Origin of the sequence: Rhizomonospora bruguierae (assembly GCF_018397995.1) — a bacterium.
Lineage (GTDB): Bacteria > Actinomycetota > Actinomycetes > Mycobacteriales > Micromonosporaceae > Rhizomonospora > Rhizomonospora bruguierae.
This window is the reverse complement of record NZ_BBQH01000019.1, coordinates 113,288-135,755: the sequence shown is the minus strand read 5'-3', so window position 1 is coordinate 135,755 and position 22,468 is coordinate 113,288. Positions and strand designations below refer to the sequence as shown.

Sequence of the window (22,468 nt, the reverse complement as noted above, 5' to 3'; positions counted from 1 at the left end):
ATGGTGACCCACCGGCCCGACAACCATGATTCGTGGTGTCACAGTCGGACCGGGGGAGAAGCGCGATGACCGTCGAGGCGGGACCACGGATGGCCGCGGGAGCGCGCGGCGCCGGCCCGGTGGCCTACTGGATCGGCGCCGCCCTCGGCACCGCCGCCGTGCTGGCGGTGAACACCACCGCCACGATCGCGGGCGAGGCCGGCCGGCACTGGTGGGCCAACTTCATCCTGCTGCCCACCGCCGGCATCGCCGCGGTGGGCGGCTCGATGATGACCGGTCGCGGCGTGCGCGCCGCCGCCGGGTACACGCTCTTCTGTTTCGCGACGATCGGGTTCGCGGTCGGCGCGATCCTGATGTTCGGTGCCATGGGCCGGTGCTGGCCGCTGATGATCGTGCTCCCGGCCGCCGCGCTGCTCGGCACCGTCCGCTGGTGGCCCGCCGAACCCGCGGGCCGGGCCGTCCATGGCGCCTTCGCCGGCGTCGCGGCGGTCACCCTGGCCCTCGGCGCCGCCTTCCAACTGCGCGTCGGCGGTGGCGAGCCGGTCGAGCGGGCCGGGTACCACTGGTGGGGCTGGTTCATCGCCCTGGCCGGCGTCGTCATGGCCGGCAACGCCATCTGGCTGCGCACCGATCGCAGCGGCTACCGCATCTCCAGCGCCACCCTGCTCATCGGCCTCGGCCTGGCCGCCGTCGCCGTCGGCCTCCGCGCCGTCTACCGCTGGTAGGAGCCGGCCGCGGAGGCTTCTCCCCCGCCGAGCCCCTACCGCCCGGCGAACCCGCCTCGGCGGCGGGGCACCGCACCCCTCGTTCATGATCGTGGTGACGGCGCACCGTGTGTCTGCGGCGTGTCTCCACCACGATCATGAGCGTTTTCCACAGGCGTTGCCGGGGCTCGTCGCGGGGCGGAAGAGTCGTCCGCATGACGGGGGAGGCGCCGCTCAGGGCGGTCCTGCGCGGGCAGGACGGGTTGGTCCGCGAGGACCAGCTCATCGGGCTCGGGCTGTCCCGCGCAGCGATCCGGCGCCGCCTGCTCGACGGTGTGCTCCGCGATGTGCTGCCCGGCGTGTACGCGTCGGGCCTGGGCGGCCTCTCACGGCGGCAGCGGCTGCTCGCCGCACAGCTCTACGGCGGCCCGGGTGCGCTGCTCACCGGCGCCGCCGCGGCGACCGTGCACGGCCTGCGGTACGTGCCGGAGGACCGGTTCGTGCGCGTGCTGGTGCCGCACGCCCGGCAGCGGCGCCCGGCCGGCTTCGTGCGGATCCACCGCACCATACGGGCGGAGCCCGAGCCCTGCCGCATCTGCCCGTTCGACCTCTGCTCGGCGGCCCGGAGCGTCGCCGACGCGGCCCGGTGGAGCGGAGATCTGGGCGCCGTGCGGGCCATGGTGAGCGAGGCGGTACGGCGCGGCATCACCACCCCCGCCTCGATCCAGCGGGAGCTGGATTCCGGTCCCCGCCAGCACAGCGCCCTGCTCCGGCTGGTGTTGGCGGAGGTGGCCGCCGGCGTCTGCTCGGCGCCCGAGGCCGAGCTGCGGGAGCTGTTGGCCGCCTCGGCCGTGCTGCCCCGGATCCGGTGGAATCCGCGGCTCGCCACGCTGACCGGTCGCCCACTGCCCACGCCCGACGGCTGGATCGAGGAGGCCGCCCTGGCGATCGAGGTGGATTCGCGGGAGTACCACATCCTGCCCGAGCAGTGGGCGCGCACGCTCGCCCGGCACAACGAGCTGGCCGCGTACGGGGTCCAGGTGCTGCACTTCACGCCGGTACGCATCCGCCGGTCGCCGGCAGAGGTCATGCGCACCGTCGAGCTGGCCTACGTGAACCGGTTGCGGGCGGGCGTCGCCGCCACGGCCCGTGCCCTGCCGGAGCCGGCGGGCGTGCCGTGAGCGGGCACCGGGCCGGGTGGCGTGGTGCGCGCCGGATCGCCTGGACGCTCCGGCGCGCACGACGGTGGCCCCGCTCAGAACGCGCAGGCCACCACGAGCTCCGGGGCGCGGTCGGGCAGCAGGTCCAGCCGGTCGATCCGGCCGGCGGCGCGCAGGTCGGCCGCGGCCTCGGCCAGCCGGCGCAGCACGTCCGCCGGGCCGAGCACCTCGGCCAGCGGCACCGTCGCCCGCATGGACAGCTTCCGGTCGGACTTCGCCCGCCGCACCTGGGTCAGCGCGGCGCTGGTGAGCCGCAGCAGTTCGCCGTCGCCGGCGGTCTGGTCGCCGAGCACCTCGTGCCGGCCGGGCCAGGGCGCCCGGTGCACCGAGCCGGGCCGCCACCACGACCAGACCTCCTCGGCCGCGAACGGCAGGAACGGCGCGAGCAGTCGCAGGTGTACGCCGAGCGCGGTCGCCAGCGCCGCCCGCGCGGAGTGCGTCGCCTCGTCCGGCTCGCGATACGCGCGCTCCTTCACCAGCTCGATGTAGTCGTCGCAGAACGTCCAGAAGAACGCCTCGACCGCCTGCAGCGCGCCGGTGTGGTCGTACCGCTCGAACGCCGCCGTGGCCTGGTCCACCACGGCGGCGAGCTCGGCGAGCATCGCCCGGTCGAGCGGCTCGGTGACCGGCCGCCCCGCGGAGTCGGCCGCGCCGAGCCCGAGGATGAACCGGCCGGCGTTGAGCACCTTGGTGGCCAGCCGCCGGCCCACCTTGAGCTGGTTCGGGTCGAAGGCGAGGTCGGCGCCCGGCCGCCCGCCCGCGGCCCAGTACCGCACCGCGTCGGAGCCGTACCGCTCCAACAGCGAGACCGGCGTGATCGCCGCGTTCCCGCGGGACTTGGAGAGCTTCTTGTGGTCGGGGTCCAGGATCCATCCCGAGATCACCGCGTCGCCCCAGGGCAGCGCGCCGTGCTCCAGGTGCGAGCGGACCACCGTGCTGAACAGCCAGGTCCGGATGATCTCGGAGCCCTGTGGCCGCAGGTCCATCGGGAACACCCGGGCGAACAGGTCCGCGTCGCGCTCCCAGCCGCCGGCGATCTGCGGCGTCAGCGACGAGGTGGCCCAGGTGTCCATGACGTCCGGGTCGCCGACGAAGCCGCCGGGGCGGCCCCGGTCCCCGGCCGTATACCCCGCCGGCACGTCCGAGGATGGGTCAACCGGCAGCGCGTGCTCGTCCGGCGTGAGAGGGTGGAGGTGGTCCGGCTCGCCAGCGTCGTCGAGCCGGTACCAGATCGGCACCGGCACCCCGAAGAAGCGCTGCCGGCTGATCAGCCAGTCGCCGGTCAGCCCGTTCACCCAGTGCTCGTACCGCCGGTGCATGTGCTCCGGTGCCCACCGCAGCTCCCGGCCGCGGGCCAGCAGCCGCTCGCGCAGCTTCGGATCCCGCCCGCCGTTGCGGATGTACCACTGCCGGCTCGCCACGATCTCCAGCGGGGAGTCACCCCGCTCGTAGAACTTCACCACGTGGCTGATCGGCCGCGGCTCACCGACGAGGTCACCGGCGGCGGTCAGCAGCGCCACCATCTCCCGCCGCGCGGCGGTCACCCGGCGCCCGGCCAGCGCGGCGTAGGGCTCGGCGGGAACCCCGTCCGGTGGTTCCGGCAGCAGCCGGCCGTCCCGCCCGATGACCACCCGGGTGGGCAGCCGCAGCTCGCGCCACCAGGTGACGTCGGTCAGGTCCCCGAAGGTGCAGACCATGACCAGTCCGGTGCCCTTCTCCGGGTCGGCCAGTGGGTGCGCGTGGACGGGCACCTCGACCCCGAAGACCGGGGTGCGCAGGGTCTGCCCCACCAGGTCCGCGTACCGCTCGTCGCCGGGGTGGCAGAGCACCGCCACGCAGGCCGGCAGCAGCTCGGGCCGGGTGGTGTCGACCAGCGCCTCGCGCCCGTCCGGCCCGGCGAACCGCAGCCGGTGGTAGGCGCCGGCGATCTCCCGGTCCTCCAGTTCGGCCTGGGCCACGGCGGTCTGGAAGCCGACGTCCCACAGGGTCGGCGCCTCCGCGCTGTACGCCTCGCCCCGCGTCAGGTTGCGCAGAGAGGCACGCTGCGAGGCGGCCCGGGCGGCCCGCCCGATGGTGGTGTAGGTGTGGGACCAGTCGACCGAGAGGCCCAGCCGGCGCCACAGCGCCTCGAACGCCTGCTCGTCCCGGCGGGTGACCTCGTTGCACAGCGTGACGAAGTTCTCCCGGTCCACCGGCACCGGCCGGTCCCGGGAGGGCTTCTCAGGCGGCCGGAACGCCGGGTCGTGCGGAAGCGACGGGTCGCACCGCACGCCGTACAACAGTTGGACCCGGCGCTCGGTGGGCAGCCCGTTGTCGTCCCAGCCCATCGGGTAGAAGACCGCCCTGCCGCGCATCCGCTGGAAGCGGGCCACGAGGTCGGTGTGCGAGTACGAGAAGACGTGCCCGATGTGCAGCTCGCCCGATACGGTCGGCGGGGGAGTGTCGATCGCGTATACGTCCGCCCGCTCCTTCGAGCGGTCGAACGCGTACGTGCCCTCCTCCTGCCAGCGGCGCGCCCACTTCTCCTCGAGACCGTCCAGGCTCGGACGCTCGGGAAGACCGGCGCGCGCGGTCTTCGCCGTATCAGTCATGCGTCGATGCTACGGACGGTGAGGTGGGTCGGGCGACCGGTTTGCCGGCGACCGGAGGGCCGCCGGAGCCCGATGGGCGCGGCGGGGCGGTGGGGCCCTCCGCTCGCCCGGCTAGGGCTCAGGCTGCCACTGGGCGGTGTCCGGCTCGGCGGTGTCCGGCTCGGTGGCATAAGGCCCGGTGCTGTATGGCTCGGTCAGGTAGGGCTCGGTGGTGTACGGCTCGGTGACCAGCCGGAAGTCGCGCCCCGGCACCTGCGCGTTGACCCGGTCCAGGATCTTCGAGATCGGCGCGTAGCTGTTGTGCTCGTCCGGGTTGGTGCACGGCCCCTGGCCCGGGTCGCCGAACGACAGGATCCCGATCGCCTTCCCCGTGGCCTCCTCGAACAGCGGGCCGCCGCTGTCGCCCGGCCGGGCGCAGATCCGCACCTGGACGCCGCCGTTCAGGCCCGTGATCTCGCCGCAGCGGGTGCCCGGCAGGTAGCCGGCGCCGGCCCCGGAGTCCACGTACCGCTCGTCCGGCGAGGGCGTGTACGCGGAGCCGGTCGCGCAGACCACCCACCCCACCTTCACCGCGGAGTACAGGTGGTAGCCGGTGATCGGCACGTCCGGACGGGCGGCGCAGCCCGGCTCCACGCACCAGAAGTTGACCAGGTTGTCGGTGGCGAAGATCGGCCCGCTCGGGGCGGGCAGCCAACGGGCGGCCGCGTCCGGTTGGTACGGCAGGACGGCGTAGTCCAGCGGGAACGCGTTCTCGGCGAGGCCCGCCTCCGCGACGTTGACCGGCCAGTTCGGCCCGTACAGCTGATGGGACGTCGCGTCGGTCTTCTGGCGCGACTCCGAGGTCACGCAGTGCCCGCCGGTCACCACATACCGGGTACCGGTGCCCGCGGCGATGAGGTTGAAGCCGGTGGTGCAGCCGTCGTGGGTGCCGTCGTCGCGGGTCACGTCGAGCCGGATGCCCCCGCGCATCGGGGCCTGGGCGCAGTACCGCGGGTCGCACGACTTGTACCGGATCCCGGCGGCGCCGCGATCGAGCACCTGGGTGCGCTCCTCGGGGGCGCCGAGTGCGGCGGCGAGCCCGGGGTCGGCCGCCTCGATCCGATCTCCGGTGTAGACGATCACGGAGTTGGTGGGCTGGTCGACGGTCACGTCGGTGCCGACCGTGGTACCCAGCGCGGCCGCCAGCCGTTGCGCGGTGACCGTGAGCTGGCGCAACGACCGGGTCGCGCGGACCGGCTTGATGTACCGCGCCTCGGGCAGGGCGGCGACCGCCGGGCCGAGCTTCTCCGGGTGCACCATGCCCACCCGGAGAACGCCGCCACCGATCTGGTCCAGCCACATGCCCGCGAAGTCGGCGGGAAAGCGGCCGGCGAGTTCGTTGGCCAGGCCCACCGAGGCGGCCTGGAGGTCGAGCCGGCGCAGCGCCTCGCCCTCGCTCAGGCGGTAGGTGTTTCGCAGGTAGGCGACGGAGCCGGGCGCCTGCTCGACCGACGAGACGGCCCGGGGTACGGCGCCGGGGACGGACGCGGAGGCCACGGTCGCGGCCGGGGCGACCAGCAGGAGTGCGGTCGCCGCGCCCAGAAGGGCCAGCCGCCTGCCGCCCATCAGATCCGCCTCCCCCATCCCATGGACCTCGGTGAGTCTATGGCATCGGGTTGGGTCGGCAGAGCCCCGATCCGTACGGTTACCGCCCGCGGCGCCGCGAGCCGGCGGCGGAGGCCCGGTGGCCCGCAACGCTCAGACAAGCGACTCACGCCACTGGTTGTGCAGGGTGGCGTAGCGGCCGCCCCGGTCGATCAGCAGCGCCGGTGGCCCGTCCTCGACCAGCCGGCCCGCCTCCATCACCAGCACCCGGTCCGCGATCTCCACCGTGGACAACCGGTGCGCGATGACCAGCGCCGTGCGGTCACGCAGGATCGTGCGCAGCGCCCGCTGGACCAGCCGCTCGCTCGGCAGGTCCAGCGAGGACGTGGCCTCGTCGAGGATCAGCACCGCCGGGTCGGCGAGGAAGGCCCGCGCGAACGCGACGAGTTGCCGCTGACCGGCGGAGAGCCGGCCGCCGCGCTTGTGCACCTGGGTCTGGTAGCCGTCCGGCAACGCCGCGATGAACTCGTGCGCGCCGATCGCCCGGGCCGCCTCCTCCACCTCGCCCTGGCTCGCGTCCGGCCGGCCGAACCGGATGTTCTCGGCCACCGTCCCGGAGAACAGGTAGTTCTCCTGGGTCACCAGCACCACCGCGCGGCGCAGGTCGGTGTCGGAGATCTCGCGCAGGTCCACCCCGTCCAGGGTTACCGTTCCGTGCACCGGGTCGTAGAAGCGCGACACCAGCTTGGCGATCGTGGACTTGCCGGCGCCCGTCGCGCCGACCAGGGCCACCGTCTGGCCGGCGGGGATGCGCAGGTCGAGGCCGTCGAGCACGGCGTCGGTGCCGCGGTAGGCGAAGCCGACGCGGCGGAAATCGAGGTTGCCGCGGGGGCCGCGCAGCGGTGTCGGGCGAGCCGGCTCGCCGACCGTGGGGCGCTCGTCGAGCACGCCGGAGAGCTTCTCCAGCGCGGCGGTCGCGGACTGCAGCGCGTTGTAGAACTGGCTCAGTTCCTGCATCGGCTCGAAGAACCGGCGCAGGTAGAGCAGGAACGCGGCGAGCACACCGATCTCGGTCTGCTGGTGCAGCACCCGGTAGGCGCCGTAGGTGAGCACGACCGCGATCGTGACGTTGCCGATCAGCTTCAGCGTGGGCGCGTACTTGGCGATCAGGCGCCACGCCGTGAGGTTCGCCCGCCGGTAGTCGTCGTTGACCGCGCGGAAGATCTCCTGGTTGCGGGGCTCCCGGCGGAACGCCTGCACCGCCCTTATGCCGCCCAGCGACTCCACAAAGTGGACGATCACCAGCGCGACGGCCTCGCGGGTGCGTCGGTAGGCGACGGCCGAGGCGAGCGCGAACCAGCGGGACAGGAGGATCAGGAACGGGAACGACAGCAGCGTCAGAAACGCCAGCGGCGGGTCCAGCCAGAGCAGGATGCCGGCGACGCTGAGCACGGAGAGGCCGGCCAGCACGAGGTCGTCGATTCCGCCGTCCACCAGTTCGGCGATGGAATCCATGTCGCTGGTGAGCCGGGCCACCACCCGCCCCGAGGTGTACCGCTCGTGGAAGCCGACCGACAGGCGCTGGAAGTGGTCGTAGACGCGGCGGCGCAGGTCCAGCAGGACGGCCTGGCCGATCCGGCCGGAGAGGGTGAGGAACCAGCGCTTGCCGACATACTCGGCCGCCGCGGCGCCGAGGAACGCGACGGCGACCGCCACCAGCACGGTGACGTCGCCGTGGTCGTGCAGCGGCGGGATGCCGTGGTCGATGCCGAGCATCACCAGGTAGGGGCCGGCCATCGCGGCGGCGTTCTGCAGCAGGAGCAGGGCGACCGCCCAGGCGAGCGGGCGCTTGTGCGAGGCGAGCAGGCTGCCGAGCAGCCGGCGGCTGCGGGCGCGCAACCGGACCACCGACCGCTCGTCGGGTGCCTCGGCGGCCGTGCGCTCGGCGTCGGCGTCGGCCGCCCGGCCCCGCCACGCATCCAGGTTCACCGGTGCGTCCGCCATCAGCCGACCACGAGCCCCAGATCGTCGGGGTCCTGCTCGGCGGCGGCGGAGAGCACCGCCCGGTACGCGGGCACGGTGGCGAGCAGTTCGGAGTGGGTGCCCACGGCACTGATCCGGCCGTCCTCCAGCAGCGCGACCCGGTCCGCCAGCGCCACCGTGGAGGGTCGGTGCACGACCAGCAGCGCGGTGCTGCCGGTGAGCACCCGCGCGAGCGCCTGCTCCACGAGCGCCTCGGTGTGCACGTCCAGCGCCGAGAGCGGGTCGTCCAGGACGAGCACCCGCGGGCGCCCGAGGACGGCGCGGGCCAGGGCCAACCGCTGCCGCTGCCCGCCGGAGAGGGAGAGCCCCTGCTCGCCGATGCGGGTGTTCAGCCCCCACGGCAGGTCGTACACGAACTCGGCCTGCGCCACCGCCAGCGCCTCCCCGATGTCGGCGTCGGTGGCGTCCGGGCGGCCCAGGGCGATGTTCTCGCGCACCGACATGGAAAACAGCACCGGATCCTCGAAGGCCACCGCGACCGCGGCGCGCAGCGAATCCAGCCGCAGGTCCCGCACGTCGGTGCCGTCGAGGGTGACCCGACCGGAGGTGACGTCATAGAGCCGCGGAACCAGCGACGCGAGGGTGGTCTTCCCCGAGCCGGTCACGCCCACCAGGGCGAGCGTCTCGCCGGGCTCGATCTCCAGGTTCACGTCGCACAGCACGGGCTGACCGGTACCCGGGTAGGTGAAGCCCACGTTCTCGAACCGCAGCCGGCCCTCCACCCGCCCGACGGCGACGGCGCCGGGCCGGTCCACGATGGATGGAGGAATGTCCAGCACCTCGAAGATGCGGTCCGAGGCGGTCATCGCCTCCTGGCCGTTCGCGATGATCCAGCCCAGCGACTCGACCGGCCAGACCAGCATGAGTTGGAGCGAGACGAACGCGACGAGTCCGCCGATGGTCATGCCGCCGTCGGCCACCACCACGGCGCCGGCCACCAGGACCACGGCCAGGGCCAGGTTGGGCACCAGTTCGAACCGGGCCGACGTGCGGGCGACCAGCACCGACTTGCCCACGGCCGTGTCGCGCAGGGTGCCCGCGGCGGCGGCGAACTGCTCGGCCATGAACGACCGCCGGCCGAACGCCTTGATGGTGCGCAGCCCCTGCGCGGACTCCTCGATGAGCGTCGCGAGGTCGCCCAGCTGGTCCTGCATCCGGCGGGAGGCGACCAGGTAGTCGCGGGTGAACCGCTTGCTGAGCAGGAACAGCGGCACCGCGCTGGCCGCGACGATCAGGCCGAGCGGCCAGTGGAGGTGGACCAGCAGCGCGACCACGACGACGTAGGTGGCGCTGTTGACGATGAGGAACACCAGCCCGAACGACAGGAACCGGCGCAGCACGCCCAGGTCGGTGGTGACCCGGGAGAGCAGTTGCCCGGACTGCCACCGGTGGTGGAACGCGACCGGCAGGCGCTGCATGTGCGCGTACAGGTCGTCCCGGATCTGGGTCTCCATCGCGAGGGAGGTGCTGGACTGCACCCACCGCCGCACGAATATGAGCGCCGCCTCGACGACTCCGAGCACCAGGGCCAGCGCGCCGAGCAGGGCCACGCCCTCCGTGTCACCGTCCTGGACCGGACCGTCGATGACCCGCCGCACCACCATCGGTACCGCGATTCCCGCCGCGGTGGCACCACCGGCGCAGAGGAGCAGCAGGATCATGCTCCCCGTGTACGGCCGCAGGTAGCGGCTTACCCGCCAGAGGTTGTGCAGCGGATGCCGGGCCGGTTGTCCGTCATCCCCATCGTGCACCCTGCGACCGTAACTGTTCGAACTGGCGTACCACTAATCCATTTCGGTCAAGGGTCGTTCATGACCGAGAAGCCACTTCTTCACGGCCAGACCCCACCGGTACCCGCCGAGGCCGCCGTCCGTGCGCAGCACCCGGTGACACGGGACGAACAGCGCGGCGGCGTTGCGGGCGCAGGCCGCCGCGGCCGCCCGCACCGCGCGGGGCCGGCCGGCCAGCTCCGCGAACCGGGTGTACGTGATGGGTTCGCCCGGCTTGATCGTGCGCATCTCCTGCCAGGCCAGGGCCATGAACGGGCCGCCGGTGCGCTGGTGGACGGGCACCGCGTCCAGCGCGCCGAGATCCCCGTCGAAGTAGGCGGCGACCGCCCGGGTCACCGGCCCGAGATCGGTACGCGGGCGCGGCGCCGCGCGCAGGTCCGGGTGGACGAGGGGCAGCAGCGCCTCCACGTCCACGGTGAAACCGGCGGCACGGACGGCGCCGTCATCGCCGGCGAGGATGGTCAGCGGGCCGGCGGGAGTCGTCATGGTCATACTGTTCACGCATGCCTCCATAGGCGGATTACGGCGTACGAGCGCCAAGGGCTCCAGCGCTGGGCGTACGCGGCGAGGGTGGTCATCGGCAGATCGAGTTCCTGGGCGCCGCGCTGGACCCCCAGATCGGTGTGGAGGAAGACGTCCGGGTCGCCGAGCGCACGGATCGCGAGGTATCCCGCCGTCCACGCGCCGATCCCGGGCAACTCCAGCAGCCGGTGCTCCGTCTCCGTCCGGTCGGCGCCCGGGTCCAGATCGAGGGAGCCCGCCGCGACGGCGCGCGCCAGCCCGCGGATGGTCTCCCGGCGGGCGGCCGGCATCGCGAAGGCGGCGTCCGGCAACTCCGCGACCTGCGCGGCCGTGGGGAACGGCACCAGGTCGGGCACCGCACCGCCGGCGTCGCCGTTCGCCGTGAGCGCGCGGGCCCTGCTCGCCCCGTTCGCGCGGGCGCGCGGGGCACCGTCGGCCGCCGTGGGCGCGGTGCCGGCATCGTCGCTCGCCGTAGGTGTCATGTCTGGGGCATCGCCGCTGGCGGTGGGTGCCGTGTGCGAGGCATCGTCGCTCGCGGTGGGTGTCATGGGTGGGGCATCGTCGGCCGCGGTGGGTGTCACGTGTGGGGCATCGTCGCTCGCGGTGGGTGTCATGCGCGAGGCATCGCCGGCCGCCGTGCTTGCCGTGCGTGGCGCATCGTCCGGCGCCGTTAGCGCCGGGCGCGGCGCGTCACCCGCTGCCGTACATCCCGTGCGCGGCGAGCCGTCCGGGTGCGGCACGAGGGTCGGGTGCGAGGCAGCGGTGTGCGCCGCCGACGCGGCGGTGACGAGTTTCGCCAGGACCGTGCGGGCGGCGGAGACCGAGATCTGCTGGCCGACGATCGCCCGGACCGCCATCTCGAAGCCGTCGACGGCGCGCGGCAGCCGGACCCCCGGCTCCTTCGCCACGGAGGGGGCGAGCACGGGATCGGCGGCCAGGGTGGCGTCCACGGCGACCGGGTCGGCGTCCAGGTCCAGCAACCGCCGGCAGCGGGCGACGGCCGGGGCCAGGTCCCGCACATCGGTGAGGTGCAGCGTCGCGGCCACGTACCCCGGTTGCGGGGTCAGCGCCACCGTCGCCCGGCCGTGGGGCAGCGCGAGGGCGCGCCGGTACGTGCCGTGCTCCACCGACTCGACGCCGGGGATCGCGCGGTGCGCGAAGAACTCCAGCAGCGAGCCGGCGTGCAGCGGCGGGCGGTACGCCAGGCGCAGGCTGACCGTGCCGGTACCCCCGGCGCCGGCCCGGCCCACGGCCGCCTCGCGCAGCGCGGAGGGGGTGGCCGCGTACACCTGAAGGATCGTGTCGTTGAACTGCCGCACGCTGCCGAAGCCGGCCGCGAACGCGATTTCGGCCAGCCCCAGCCCGGTCGTCTCGATGAGCGTCCGGGCGGTCTGGGCCCGCTGGGCGCGGGCGAGCGCGAGCGGCCCGGCGCCCAGTTCGGCGGTGACCATGCGGTTGAGGTGGCGCTCGGTGTAGCCGAGGCGGCGAGCCAGGCCCGGCACCCCCTCGCGGTCGACCACGCCGTCCGCGATCAGGCGCATCGCCCGGGCAACCAGATCGGCCCGGACGTCCCAGGCGGGCGAGCCGGGCGCGGCGTCCGGGCGACAGCGCTTGCAGGCGCGGAAACCGGCCCGCTGCGCCGCGGCGGCGGTCGGGAAGAACCGCACGTTCGCCGGCTTCGGCGTGGCGGCCGGGCAGGACGGGCGGCAGTAGATGCCGGTGGAGGTGACGGCGGTGTAGAACCAGCCGTCGAAGCGCTGGTCCCGGCTGTCCACGGCGCGGTAACACCGGTCGAAGTCCATCTCCACGCGATCGATCATGCCCGCCCGGCACCCGGGACGCTCGCGGAAAACGGACACGAGCGCCCCGGTGCCGGGGAGTTCTCGCGCCGCACCACGGGCACCGTCGCCGATACCCAGGCGGCTTGTGCGCCGCGTCGCGCCCCGGCCGGCATAGACACGCCGATTTTCGGCCAGATCCATACAAAGATCTCCGCGCGACGTTGGACGGGGCGCACGGAGAGGGGCCGGGAGCAGGGTCGCGGCGAGAGGGTGCGCGGAGTGGGGTCGCGGGGAGAGGGCGCCGGAGGCGCGTTCGGGAGGGTGTCGCGGCGCGTGGGGAGCTGCGCGCAGGAGTTGCGTCGTCGCGCGGTGCTTCTGTTGCGGGGTGCGGGCCTGTTGGCGGATGGGGTGGGCCGCCGGGCCGCGACAGGCGGCGTGGGCGCGGTACGCGGCCCGTAGACTTGGCGGGTTGGCCGGACCACGGCACACGCCCGCCCCGCGCCGGGCGCAGATCGAGAGAGTGGCTGCGTACGCATGTCTTCCCTGACCATCGGCATCGTCGGCCTGCCCAACGTCGGCAAGAGCACCCTGTTCAACGCGCTGACCAAGGCGAACGTGCTCGCCGCGAACTACCCGTTCGCCACGATCGAGCCGAACGTGGGCGTGGTGGGGCTGCCGGATGAGCGGCTGGAGAAGCTGGCGGAGCTGTACTCGTCGCAGCGGCTCGTGCCGGCGCCGGTGTCGTTCGTCGACATCGCCGGGCTGGTGCGCGGCGCGTCGAAGGGGCAGGGGCGGGGCAACGCGTTCCTGGCGAACATCCGCGACGCGTCCGCGATCTGCCAGGTGGTCCGCGCGTTCTCGGACCCGAACGTGGTGCACGTGGAGGGCAAGGTTTCGCCGGCCGACGACATCGAGACGATCAACACCGAGCTGATCCTGGCCGACCTCCAGACGCTCGAGAAGGCGCTGCCGCGGCTGGAGAAGGAGGCCAAGACCCGCAAGGACCGGGCGCCGATGGTGGCCGCCGCGAAGAAGGCCGCCGAGGTGCTGGATTCCGGTACCACGCTGTACGCGGGTGCCGCAGCGGCCGGGATCGACCTGGCGGAGCTGCGGGAGCTGCACCTGCTCACCACGAAGCCGTTCCTCTACGTGTTCAACGTGGACGAGGAGGAGTTGGCCAACGCGGAGTTCCTCGACGAGCTGCGGGCGCTGGTGGCGCCGGCCGAGGCCGTGTTCATGGACGCGAAGGTCGAAAGCGAGCTGATCGACCTGCCGGAGGACGAGGCGCGGGAGCTGCTGGAAGCGATCGGGCAGCCGGAGCCGGGGCTGAGCCAGCTGATCCGGGTCGGGTTCCGCACGCTGGGGCTGCAGACGTACCTGACCGTCGGGCCGAAGGAGGCGCGCGCCTGGACGATCCCGGTGGGCGCGACCGCCCCGGAGGCGGCGGGCGTCATCCACACCGACTTCCAGCGCGGGTTCATCAAGGCGGAGATCGTCTCGTTCGACGACCTGATGGCAGCCGGGTCGATGGCGGCGGCGAAGGCGGCCGGCAAGGTCCGCATCGAGGGCAAGGACTACATCATGCGGGACGGGGACGTCGTCGAGTTCCGCTTCAACGTCTGACCCCGGACGGGAGCTAGGCGCTCGACGCGTCGCCGGTGACGGTGCGGTAGGCGTCCTCGATGCGGGCCGCCAGGGTCACTTCGCCGGCGGTCAGGTTGTCGCCGTCCTGGGCGCCGACCCGGATCTGGGTGTGGCCGTTGCGGCGGCTGATCCGCGGGCGCAGTTGTAACGCGTCCGCGACGACTTTGATGCGCTCGGTCAGGGCGGCGTGCTGGTGCTCGTCCAGCAGGAGGGTCCGCTTGATCTCTCGGCCGTCGCGCGTCCACCCGGTGAGGAGAGCCAGTGCGTCGTTGAGGTAGTCGTGCCGAGGGTTCCTGTTCCAGGTTGCGCGCATGACTCACCTCCAGGCGTCGTTGCCGGCTTGTGGCCAAATCGTCGCCGTATTGTCACTACGGTCGGTGCTCCCAGTTTGCCGCCGCACCGCGGATGTGTCGACGCCCACAAACCCCTCATCTCCCACCTACTGGACGGCATGACCTACCCGAACGCCCGATTGATCTGGCAGGCTTACCCGTCGTGCATACCGAACGGGGGGTCAGTCCCGACTCTGGCGTGTCGCCGGCCGGACTGAGGGTGATCGTGGGTGCCGCCATCGTGGCGGACGGGCGCGTGCTGGCCTGCGAGCGGTCGGCCCCGCCCGAGGTGGCCGGGCGGTGGGAGTTCCCCGGCGGCAAGGTGGAGCCGGGCGAGACCGAGGTCGACGCGCTGGTCCGCGAGTGTGTGGAGGAGCTTGGCGCGCGCGTGCACGTCGGCGACCGGGTGGGCGACGACGTGCGGTTGGCGCACGGGCGGGCCGTCCTCAAGGTGTACCTTGCGCGCCTGGTGCACGGTGACCGGCCGCAGGCGCTGGAGCATGGCGAACTGCGCTGGCTGGCGGCGGATGAGCTGGACAGCGTGGTCTGGCTGCCGGCGGACGCCCCGATCGTCGCCGCCCTCCGCCCCCTGCTCGCCAGCTGAGCGATGCCCCTGCTCGCCGGGCGAGGGACGGCTGAGCCGGGGGTACGGAGACGGGGCGTGGAGGGCGTCCGGATCCGTTGCCGCATTCCCTCAGACTGCCCCCTGAGGGGCCCCGCAGTCACCGGGGCGGGCGGTGGAAACGCGAGCGCCGGCTGGGCCGCGAGGGGCCCAGCCGGCGCTCATGGTCATTGTCGGATCGGACCCGTCAGGTGTCCCACTTATTGGAATGGTGGTAGTTCAGGTCGTCCGGCGGGAGCGGGAAGGTCACATCGTCGCCGAACGGGGACGGGGCGGCCGCGCGGTCGAAGGTGAACTCCGACAGCGGGAGGCGGCCGTTCTCGTCCACCGCGGCCGCTTGGCCCTGGGCGACCTGGCGGTTCCACTTGACCCCGTCCGCGCCGGGCTCGGCGTGGTGGCTCGGCTCCTGCGCGAGCAGCGGACCGGGCCGCGTGCCCTGCTCCTCGAGCTGATCCCGGCGGAAGATCCTGCGCCCAAGTTTCACGATCGGATCGTACCGCCGATCGACGACGCGCTCCTTCATCGGGATGATCGCGTTGTCCGTGATCTTGATGTGCTCGGGGCATACCTCGGTGCAGCACTTGGTGATGTTGCAGTACCCGAGACCCTGCTGCGCCTGCGCGTACTCCTTGCGGTCGCCCTTGGCGTCGAGCGGGTGCATGTCCAGCTCGGCGGCGCGGATGAAGTACCGCGGTCCGGAAAAGGCGCGCTTGTTCTCCTCGTGGTCGCGGACCACGTGGCAGACGTTCTGGCACAGGAAGCACTCGATGCACTTGCGGAACTCCTGCGAGCGCTCCACGTCGACCTGCTGCATCCGGTACTCGCCGGGCTCGAGGTCCGCGGGCGGCGCGAACGCCGGGGTCTCCCGGGCCTTCACGTAGTTGAATTCGACGTCGGTGACCAGGTCCCGGACGATCGGGAACGTGCGCAACGGGGTGACCGTGACGGTCTCGTTCTCCTCGAAGGTGGACATCCGGGTCATGCACCCGAGGCGGGGGCGACCGTTGATCTCCATGGAGCACGAGCCGCACTTGCCCGCCTTGCAGTTCCAGCGGCAGGCCAGGTCGGGCGCCTGGGTGGCCTGGAGCCGGTGGATGACGTCCAGGACCACCTCGCCCTCGTTCACCTCGACCTGGTAATCCTGCAGGTCGCCGCCGTTCTCATCACCCCGCCAGACGCGGAAGTGGCGCTTGGTGCCCATCAGTTGCTCGCCTCCTCGGCCAGGGCGTCAAAGCCGGCCAGCTCCTCGTCGGTCAGGTACTTCGACAGCTCAACCCGATCGAACAGGGTGATGAGCTCCGGGCGCATCTCGGGCACCGGCTTGCGGGAGAGCAGCACCTCGTCGCCCTCCAGCGAGGTGACCAGGTTCAGGCGGCGCCAGTTCGGGTCCATCGCCGGGAAGTCCTCCCGGGTGTGCCCGCCGCGGGACTCCTCCCGCTCCAGCGCGGCCTTCGCCGTGCACTCCGAGACGACCAGCATGTTGCGCAGGTCCAGCGCCAGGTGCCAGCCAGGGTTGTACCGCCGGCCGCCGCTCGCGCTGACCTTCGCCACCCGCTCCTTCAGCTCGGCCAGCCGGACCAGCGCGTCCTGCAGTTCGCCCCGGCGGCGGATGATGCCGACCAGGTCGCCCATGACCGCCTGAAGGTCCTGCTGGAGGGTGTACGGGTTCTCGCCGTCCCGGGACAGCGGCGCCAGCGCCGCGTCCACCGCCGTGTCGACCAGGGCCTGCGACACCTTCGGGCGGGCGGGCAGCGAGTCGGCGTAGGCCGCCGCGTACTCGCCGGCCCGCTTGCCGAAGACCAGCAGGTCGGACAGGGAGTTGCCGCCGAGGCGGTTGGAGCCGTGCATGCCGCCGGAGACCTCGCCCGCGGCGAACAGGCCGCGCACCTGGCCGATCGTGGCGCCCGTGTCGGGGTCCACCTCGACCCCGCCCATGACGTAGTGGCAGGTCGGGCCGACCTCCATGGCCTCCTTGGTGATGTCGACGTCGGCCAGTTCCTTGAATTGGTGATGCATCGACGGCAGCCGCTTGATGATGGTCTCGGCCGGCATCCGGGTGGAGACGTCCAGGTAGACGCCGCCGGCGGGGGAGCCGCGGCCGGCCTTCACCTCGGCGTTGATCGCGCGGGCCACCTCGTCCCGGGGGAGCAGCTCCGGCGGGCGCCGGTTGTGGTCCGGGTCGGTGTACCAGCGGTCCGCCTCCTCCTCCGTCTCCGCGTACTGCTTGCGGAACACGTCGGGGACGTAGTTGAACATGAACCGCTTGCCCTCGGAGTTCTTCAGCACCCCGCCGTCGCCGCGGACCGACTCGGTGACCAGGATGCCCTTCACCGAGGGCGGCCAGACCATGCCGGTGGGGTGGAACTGGAGGAACTCCATGTTGATCAGGTTCGCGCCGGCGCGCAGGGCGAGCGCGTGCCCGTCGCCGGTGTACTCCCACGAGTTCGAGGTGACCTTGTAGGAGCGGCCGACGCCGCCGGTCGCCAGCACGATCGCCGGCGCCTCGAACAGCAGGAACTCGCCGTCCTCCCGGCGGTACCCGAACGCGCCGGCGACCCGGTCCCCGTCCAGGATCAGCTCGGTGATCGTGGTCTCGGCGAAGACGCGGATGCGGGCGTCGTAGTCGCCGTACTGCCGCTTGTCCTCCTGCTGGAGCGAGACGATCTTCTGCTGGAGGGTGCGGATCAGCTCCAGGCCGGTCCGGTCGCCGACGTGCGCCAGCCGCGGGTACTCGTGGCCGCCGAAGTTGCGCTGCGAGATCTTGCCGTCCTTGGTGCGGTCGAACAGCGCGCCGTAGGTCTCCAGCTCCCAGATCCGCTCCGGCGCCTCCTTGGCGTGCAGTTCGGCCATCCGGAAGTTGTTCAGGAATTTCCCGCCGCGCATGGTGTCGCGGAAGTGGACCATCCAGTTGTCGTTGCTGTTCACGTTGCCCATCGCGGCCGCGGCGCCGCCCTCGGCCATGACCGTGTGGGCCTTGCCGAACAGCGACTTGGAGATGATCGCGGTGCGCTTGCCCGCCAGCCGGGCCTCGATCGCGGCGCGCAGGCCGGCGCCGCCGGCGCCGATCACGACCACGTCGTAGTGGTGTCGTTCGATTCGATTGGTCGTCATCGCCGGGCCCCTAGTTGAAGATCCGCAGGTCGGTGATCCACTGCGCGGAGACCGCCATGATGTACGCGTCAGTGATCATCACGCTGAGCAGCGAAGCCATCGCGAAGGTGCCGTGCCGGCCGTTCAGCTTCGACACGAAGGTCCAGAACCGGTACCGCAGCGGGTGCTTGGAGAAGTGCTTGAGCCGCCCCCCGACCACGTGGCGGCAGGCGTGGCAGGAGAGCGTGTAGCCGGCCAGCAGGGCGACGTTGGCGCAGATGATCAGCGTGCCCACGCCCAGGCCGAACCCGCCGTCCCGGCCGTGGAAGGCCAGCACGGCGTCGTAGATGTTGATCAGCAGCACGAGGCTCGCCAGGTAGAAGAAGTACCGGTGCGAGTTCATGAAGATCAGCGGGAAGCGGGTCTCGCCGGTGTACTTGGCGTGCGGCTCGCGCACGGCGCACGCCTGCGGCGACAGCCACAGCGACCGGTAGCCGGCCTTGCGGTAGTAGTAGCAGGTCACCCGGAAGCCAGCCACGATCGGGAACACCAGGGCGCCCAGCGGGATGAAAAACGGGAACTTGGGCAGCGGGGTACCGAAGTGCGACGAGCCCGGTACACAGGACTTGCTGACGCACGGCGAGTACAGCGGGGTGAGGTAGTGCCCCTCGCCCACCCAGTAGTGCTTGCCCATGAAGATGCGGACGGTCGAGTAGATCACGAAGATCGCCAGGATGATCGCGATCCCGAGGGGGCTGGCCCACCACCGGTCGGTCCGTAGCGTCTTCGCCAAGATTGCGGCGCGTGGCCGGGCACCAGCGGCCGGCCTCGTTGCCGTCGTCGTCATGTTGTTCTCCCTGACGGGCGGGTGATCAGCGGGCGCGGCGCGTCCGGCACGCCTCGGCCTCCGGCCGCGCTACCAGCGTCCGCATTGTGCACACGTTACGCCGCGTGGTGTGGGGAACGTGCGAAGGGAGAGTCTCGCCCGTAAGACGGCCGTAAGGAAGCCAGAGCGCGCGTTTAGGGCGTCGTTGTGCATAACTTCACTACCGCGCACCGAAAAACGACGCCCGCGCCCCCGGCCGCCGGTCAGCCGGAGGCACCGCCCGTGAAGTGCCACGACGCCAGGTGCAGGGCGGGCGCGAGGTACCCGCCGAGCGCCCAGTTGTCCGGTACGCGGGCCGCGGTGGCCCCCACGCCCAGCACCGCGCCCGGCGCCAGCGCCCGCGGATACGACTGGGTGAACCGGAAGTTCTGGACCGGGCGGGTGACAACACCGTCCTCGATCAGCCACACCCCGTTGCGGGTGAGCCCGGTGACCGCCAGCGTCCGCTCGTCCAGCACCCGCGTGTACCAGAGGTCGGTCACCAGCAGACCCCGGCTCACCTTCGCCACCAACTCGGCGGCGGAACTGTCCACCACCGGGCCGGCGACCTCGGCGGCCGGCGGGGCATCCGGGTCGCCCGGGGCCAGCGCCATGTCCAGCGGGATGGCGCCCCAACTGCTCGGCCCGTCCGGCGGCGCGTGCCCGGTCGACGCGGAACCCGCCTCGGCCCCGCTGCGCCGGTCGTGCGCGACCGCCACGGTCCGCCCCGCCTCGACCAGCGGGATCGTTCGCTTCGGCGTGCCCTCCGAGTCGTACGGCGCGGTCAGCACCGGGTCGTCCAGCAGCGTGAGCGACGGGTCGAACTGGTCCGCGCCCGGCTCCGCGAACGAGCGCCGCTGCGTGACCAGCCGGCCGTTGAAGCCGAACAGGGCCAGGTTGTTCAGCAGGTCGGAGACCGCGTTCGGCTCCATCACCACCTCGTAGTGCCCCGGCGGCAACTCCACCGGGTCGGCGCCCGCCGCCGCCTTGGCCGCCGCGCGGGCACCCAACACCACGCCGTCCACCTCCGACAGGCGCCCGGCGAGCAGCCGCGCCACCCCGTCGGCCCCCGGCCGGCGGGCGATGCCGTCCAGCGCCGCGCTCGCGGTCCGCCCGGTCGCGCAGTGCCCGGCCGAGTTGGCGAACGCTCCCGTCCACCGGACCGTGCGGCAGTACCCGGCGGTCTGCATGCCCTCCGCCGCCGCCACGAAGTCCCGGACCCGCTCCGCCCGCTCCGCCGGCGTGGCGTGTGCGGTCGCCTCGTCCCAGGTCTGCTCCCGCACCGGGGCGGGCGGCGCCAGCCCCGGCCAGCCCGGGTCGGCGGGCGAGAGCCGGGCCGCCGCGACGGTCCGCTCGACCAGGCCGCGCAGCCCCGCCGGGTCGGTGACCGTGGTCGTGCCGCTCGCCGTGCGCCCCGCCAGGTGCAGCCGCAAGCGGACCGAGGTCGTGTCGTCCGCGACGTTCTGGTGGATGTGGGAGGTGGCGAACCGGGTCAGCGCCAACACGCTGCGGTCCACCGACACCTCGGCCTCCGCGCCGCCCGCCGCCGCGCGGACCAACTCCAGCACCTGGGCGGCGACATCCAGCTCACTCACGGTGTCTGCCTTTCGTTCGCGACTGCGGTGCTTCCTGCGCGGCCGCCGGTCCTTCGGTCCGGCGCGCTGCGGGCGCTCCTCGCGCTCACGGTGTCTGCCTTTCGTTCGCGACTGCGGTGCTTCCTGCGCGGCCGCCGGTCCTTCGGTCCGGCGCGCTCCGGGCGCTCCTCGCGCTCACGGTGTCTGCCTTTCGTTCGCGACTGCGGTGCTTCCTGCGCGGCCGCCGGTCCTTCGGTCCGGCGCGCTCCGGGCGCTCCTCGCGCTCACGCCCGTACCCCCACGCGGACGTTGCGGAACCGGGCCGGCGCCGCCGGGTGTCCGGTGTGGCCGATCTGCCCCGGTTGGCCCTTGCCGCAGTTCGGCGTCCCCCACGCCACGATCTCGTTGGAGAGCATGTCCATCGACTGCCAGAACCGCGGCCCGATCCCCGTGTACGTGGGGTTGCGCAGCATCCGGCCCAGCCTGCCGTTCTTCACCTCGTACCCGATCTCGCACCCGAACTGGAAGTTGAGCCGCCGGTCGTCGATCGACCAGGACCGGTTGGTCTCCATGTAGACCCCGTCGTCGGTGCCGGCGATGATCTCCTCGAGCGTGTGCGGGCCGGGTTCCAGCCCCACATTCGTCATCCGCACCATCGGCAGCCGCGCCCAGCCGTCGGACCGCACGCTGCCGCCGTAGTCGAGCCCGGCCACCGCGGCCGAATCCCGCCCGGCCAGCACACCCACCCAGATGCCCTCGCGCACCGCGTCCCGCGACCGGGCCGGAGTGCCCTCGTCGTCGAACCCGAACGAGCCCAGCGCGCCGGGGATGGTGGGGTCGATCGTGATGTTCATCAGCTCGGACCCGTACCGCAGGTCGCCCAGCCGGCTCAGGTCCAGCCAGGACGTGCCCGCGAACGCGGCCTCCCAGCCGAGGATCCGGTCCAGCTCGATCGCGTGCCCCACCGACTCGTGGATCTGCAGCGCCAACTGCTCGCCGCCGAGGATCAGCGAGGTCTCGCCCGCCGGGCACAGCGGGGCGGTCAGCAGTGCCCGCGCCTCGTCCGCCAGCCGCGGTGCCCGCTCCAGCAGGTTCTGCGCCTCGATCAGCTCCCAGCCCTGCGTCCCGTACTGGGCGTGCGAGCGGCGCTGCGTCTCACCCTCGCCGACCGCGGTCGCCGCGATGTCCGCCCCGCACTCACGGATCCGCTGGTCGATCCGGTGCCCCTCGCTGGAGACGAACCACTTCGCGGTGTCCCACACCGCGTACGAGCCCTCGGCCACGTCCGCGCCACCGTCCACCATCGCCTTCGTGGCGTGCACCAGCAGGTCGCCCTTTGTGGACAGTGGTACCGCCAGCGGGTCGACCGCGCACTCCGAGGCCCACGACCCCGTGGACGCCGCCACCGGCACCAGATCCGCCGCCGGCCCCGGCACCCGCGCGCTCGCCGCCGCGATTTCCGCCGCCCGCGCCCCGGCCGCCCGCGCCGCCGTCTCGGACAGGTCCGGCACCGCGAAGAAGCCCCAACCCGAACCGACCAGCGCCCGTACCCCGACGCCGGCGCTCTCGTACTGCCCGACGTCCTCGATCTCCCCGTTGCGCGCGGACATCGACTCCGTCCGCCGGTGCATGATCCGGACGTCCGCGTACCGCGCGCCCGCGTCCAGGGCCGCCTGCACTGCCCGGGCGGCCGTGTCGAACTCGCTCATCCACGCACCCTATGCGACCCGCCCGCGGCCCGGCGGACGCTCAGGCGGGCGGCCGGCGGCCGGCGGCAGGTCAGCTCTGCGGCGCGAGCGAGTCGGGTTCCAGGACCGCCTCGACCGGCTCGGTCATGACCAGCTTCTCGCCCCGCTGGGCGGCGGCGTGCCCCACGTAGTGCTCGCCTTCGAGCCGGTAGAGGTCAAGGGCCCCGGTCTGCTGCTCGACCGGGAGGTACCACTCGATGCCGGCCGCGGCGTAGTGGTGCATCTTGAGGATCTTGTCGGTTGCCGCGTTACCGGCGAAACGATCTCGCAGACCAGCCGGGCGGAGGACGCCTCGACGATCGGCTCGAGCATCTCGATCCTGGTCGTGATCGCGAGGTCGGGAACGGTGATCCGGCCG

Annotated in this window: 15 protein-coding genes and 3 pseudogenes; 4 read left to right on the top strand and 14 right to left on the bottom strand. The window is 72.7% G+C overall.

Going from position 1 to position 22,468, the window contains the following annotated elements; genetic code table 11:
- The first annotated feature begins 65 nt into the window (after window positions 1-65).
- On the top strand, window positions 66-725 hold the full coding sequence (locus KJS59_RS10900) for a hypothetical protein (RefSeq protein ID WP_213452692.1): 660 nt from the start codon (window positions 66-68) through the stop codon (window positions 723-725).
- A 194-nt stretch (window positions 726-919) separates the two neighbouring features.
- Complete coding sequence (locus KJS59_RS10895; RefSeq protein WP_213452690.1) at window positions 920-1,885, top strand: hypothetical protein; 966 nt, start codon at window positions 920-922, stop codon at window positions 1,883-1,885.
- A gap of 74 nt (window positions 1,886-1,959) precedes the next feature.
- Here KJS59_RS10895 and valS read toward each other — a convergent pair whose 3' ends face one another.
- From valS to KJS59_RS32185, 6 genes and pseudogenes are all read right to left on the bottom strand, one after another.
- A complete protein-coding gene (valS, locus tag KJS59_RS10890; protein WP_213452688.1) occupies window positions 1,960-4,515 on the bottom strand; it encodes a valine--tRNA ligase in 2,556 nt (851 codons plus the stop codon).
- Between the two features lie 111 nt (window positions 4,516-4,626).
- Window positions 4,627-6,138, bottom strand: coding sequence for a trypsin-like serine protease (locus tag KJS59_RS10885; protein WP_213452686.1), 1,512 nt, complete (start codon window positions 6,136-6,138; stop codon window positions 4,627-4,629).
- 114 nt (window positions 6,139-6,252) lie between these two features.
- Window positions 6,253-8,103, bottom strand: a complete 1,851-nt coding sequence (locus KJS59_RS10880) for an ABC transporter ATP-binding protein (RefSeq protein WP_213452684.1) — start codon at window positions 8,101-8,103, stop codon at window positions 6,253-6,255.
- Window positions 8,103-9,803, bottom strand: a complete 1,701-nt coding sequence (locus KJS59_RS10875; protein WP_213452746.1) for an ABC transporter ATP-binding protein — start codon at window positions 9,801-9,803, stop codon at window positions 8,103-8,105. Before KJS59_RS10875 ends, KJS59_RS10880 begins: the two co-directional genes overlap by 1 nt.
- A 123-nt stretch (window positions 9,804-9,926) precedes the next feature.
- Entirely contained in the window at window positions 9,927-10,424 is a 498-nt protein-coding gene (locus KJS59_RS10870; RefSeq protein WP_249714048.1) for a methylated-DNA--[protein]-cysteine S-methyltransferase, read from the bottom strand.
- A 677-nt stretch (window positions 10,425-11,101) separates the two neighbouring features.
- Window positions 11,102-12,262: pseudogene (locus KJS59_RS32185) on the bottom strand (bifunctional transcriptional activator/DNA repair enzyme AdaA); the annotation flags it as partial.
- Between the two features lie 507 nt (window positions 12,263-12,769).
- Here KJS59_RS32185 and ychF point away from each other — a divergent pair.
- A complete protein-coding gene (gene ychF / locus KJS59_RS10860) occupies window positions 12,770-13,858 on the top strand; it encodes a redox-regulated ATPase YchF (protein ID WP_213452680.1) in 1,089 nt (362 codons plus the stop codon).
- Between the two features lie 13 nt (window positions 13,859-13,871).
- Here ychF and KJS59_RS10855 read toward each other — a convergent pair whose 3' ends face one another.
- A complete protein-coding gene (locus tag KJS59_RS10855) occupies window positions 13,872-14,192 on the bottom strand; it encodes a 4a-hydroxytetrahydrobiopterin dehydratase (RefSeq protein WP_213452676.1) in 321 nt (106 codons plus the stop codon).
- Window positions 14,193-14,431: 239 nt separating this feature from the next.
- Between KJS59_RS10855 and KJS59_RS10850 the strand changes: the two genes are divergently transcribed.
- The gene (locus tag KJS59_RS10850) at window positions 14,432-14,815 is read left to right on the top strand and encodes a (deoxy)nucleoside triphosphate pyrophosphohydrolase (RefSeq protein ID WP_213452674.1); all 384 of its coding nucleotides are present in this window, start codon (window positions 14,432-14,434) and stop codon (window positions 14,813-14,815) included.
- 205 nt (window positions 14,816-15,020) lie between these two features.
- Here the strand turns inward: KJS59_RS10850 and KJS59_RS32180 are convergent.
- The 7 genes and pseudogenes from KJS59_RS32180 to KJS59_RS10820 all read right to left on the bottom strand — a co-directional run.
- A pseudogene (locus tag KJS59_RS32180) lies at window positions 15,021-15,206 on the bottom strand (succinate dehydrogenase/fumarate reductase iron-sulfur subunit); the annotation flags it as partial.
- Window positions 15,207-15,281: 75 nt separating this feature from the next.
- Window positions 15,282-16,034: pseudogene (locus KJS59_RS10845) on the bottom strand (succinate dehydrogenase/fumarate reductase iron-sulfur subunit); the annotation flags it as partial.
- Window positions 16,034-17,944: a fumarate reductase/succinate dehydrogenase flavoprotein subunit gene (locus KJS59_RS10840; RefSeq protein WP_213452657.1), complete on the bottom strand. Its 1,911-nt coding sequence runs from the start codon at window positions 17,942-17,944 to the stop codon at window positions 16,034-16,036. The pseudogene KJS59_RS10845 and the gene KJS59_RS10840, both read right to left, overlap by 1 nt.
- A 10-nt stretch (window positions 17,945-17,954) precedes the next feature.
- Entirely contained in the window at window positions 17,955-18,770 is an 816-nt protein-coding gene (locus KJS59_RS10835; protein WP_213452656.1) for a hypothetical protein, read from the bottom strand.
- Window positions 18,771-19,012: 242 nt separating this feature from the next.
- The gene (locus KJS59_RS10830; protein WP_213452655.1) at window positions 19,013-20,383 is read right to left on the bottom strand and encodes a TldD/PmbA family protein; all 1,371 of its coding nucleotides are present in this window, start codon (window positions 20,381-20,383) and stop codon (window positions 19,013-19,015) included.
- A 263-nt stretch (window positions 20,384-20,646) separates the two neighbouring features.
- Window positions 20,647-22,071 (bottom strand): TldD/PmbA family protein, encoded by a 1,425-nt coding sequence (locus KJS59_RS10825; RefSeq protein ID WP_213452653.1) that lies wholly within the window; start codon window positions 22,069-22,071, stop codon window positions 20,647-20,649.
- Between the two features lie 70 nt (window positions 22,072-22,141).
- Window positions 22,142-22,333, bottom strand: coding sequence for a hypothetical protein (locus KJS59_RS10820; protein WP_213452651.1), 192 nt, complete (start codon window positions 22,331-22,333; stop codon window positions 22,142-22,144).
- Window positions 22,334-22,468: the final 135 nt, after the last annotated feature.

Coding starts and splice junctions, on each gene's coding strand:
- KJS59_RS10900 (WP_213452692.1), top strand. CDS start 66: ATGACCGTCGAGGCGGGACCACGGATGGCCGCGGGAGCGCGCGGCGCC.
- KJS59_RS10895 (WP_213452690.1), top strand. CDS start 920: ATGACGGGGGAGGCGCCGCTCAGGGCGGTCCTGCGCGGGCAGGACGGG.
- valS (WP_213452688.1), bottom strand. CDS start 4,515: ATGACTGATACGGCGAAGACCGCGCGCGCCGGTCTTCCCGAGCGTCCG.
- KJS59_RS10885 (WP_213452686.1), bottom strand. CDS start 6,138: ATGGGGGAGGCGGATCTGATGGGCGGCAGGCGGCTGGCCCTTCTGGGC.
- KJS59_RS10880 (WP_213452684.1), bottom strand. CDS start 8,103: ATGGCGGACGCACCGGTGAACCTGGATGCGTGGCGGGGCCGGGCGGCC.
- KJS59_RS10875 (WP_213452746.1), bottom strand. CDS start 9,803: ATGATCCTGCTGCTCCTCTGCGCCGGTGGTGCCACCGCGGCGGGAATC.
- KJS59_RS10870 (WP_249714048.1), bottom strand. CDS start 10,424: ATGACCATGACGACTCCCGCCGGCCCGCTGACCATCCTCGCCGGCGAT.
- ychF (WP_213452680.1), top strand. CDS start 12,770: ATGTCTTCCCTGACCATCGGCATCGTCGGCCTGCCCAACGTCGGCAAG.
- KJS59_RS10855 (WP_213452676.1), bottom strand. CDS start 14,192: ATGCGCGCAACCTGGAACAGGAACCCTCGGCACGACTACCTCAACGAC.
- KJS59_RS10840 (WP_213452657.1), bottom strand. CDS start 17,944: ATGACGACCAATCGAATCGAACGACACCACTACGACGTGGTCGTGATC.
- KJS59_RS10835 (WP_213452656.1), bottom strand. CDS start 18,770: ATGACGACGACGGCAACGAGGCCGGCCGCTGGTGCCCGGCCACGCGCC.
- KJS59_RS10825 (WP_213452653.1), bottom strand. CDS start 22,071: ATGAGCGAGTTCGACACGGCCGCCCGGGCAGTGCAGGCGGCCCTGGAC.
- KJS59_RS10820 (WP_213452651.1), bottom strand. CDS start 22,333: ATGCACCACTACGCCGCGGCCGGCATCGAGTGGTACCTCCCGGTCGAG.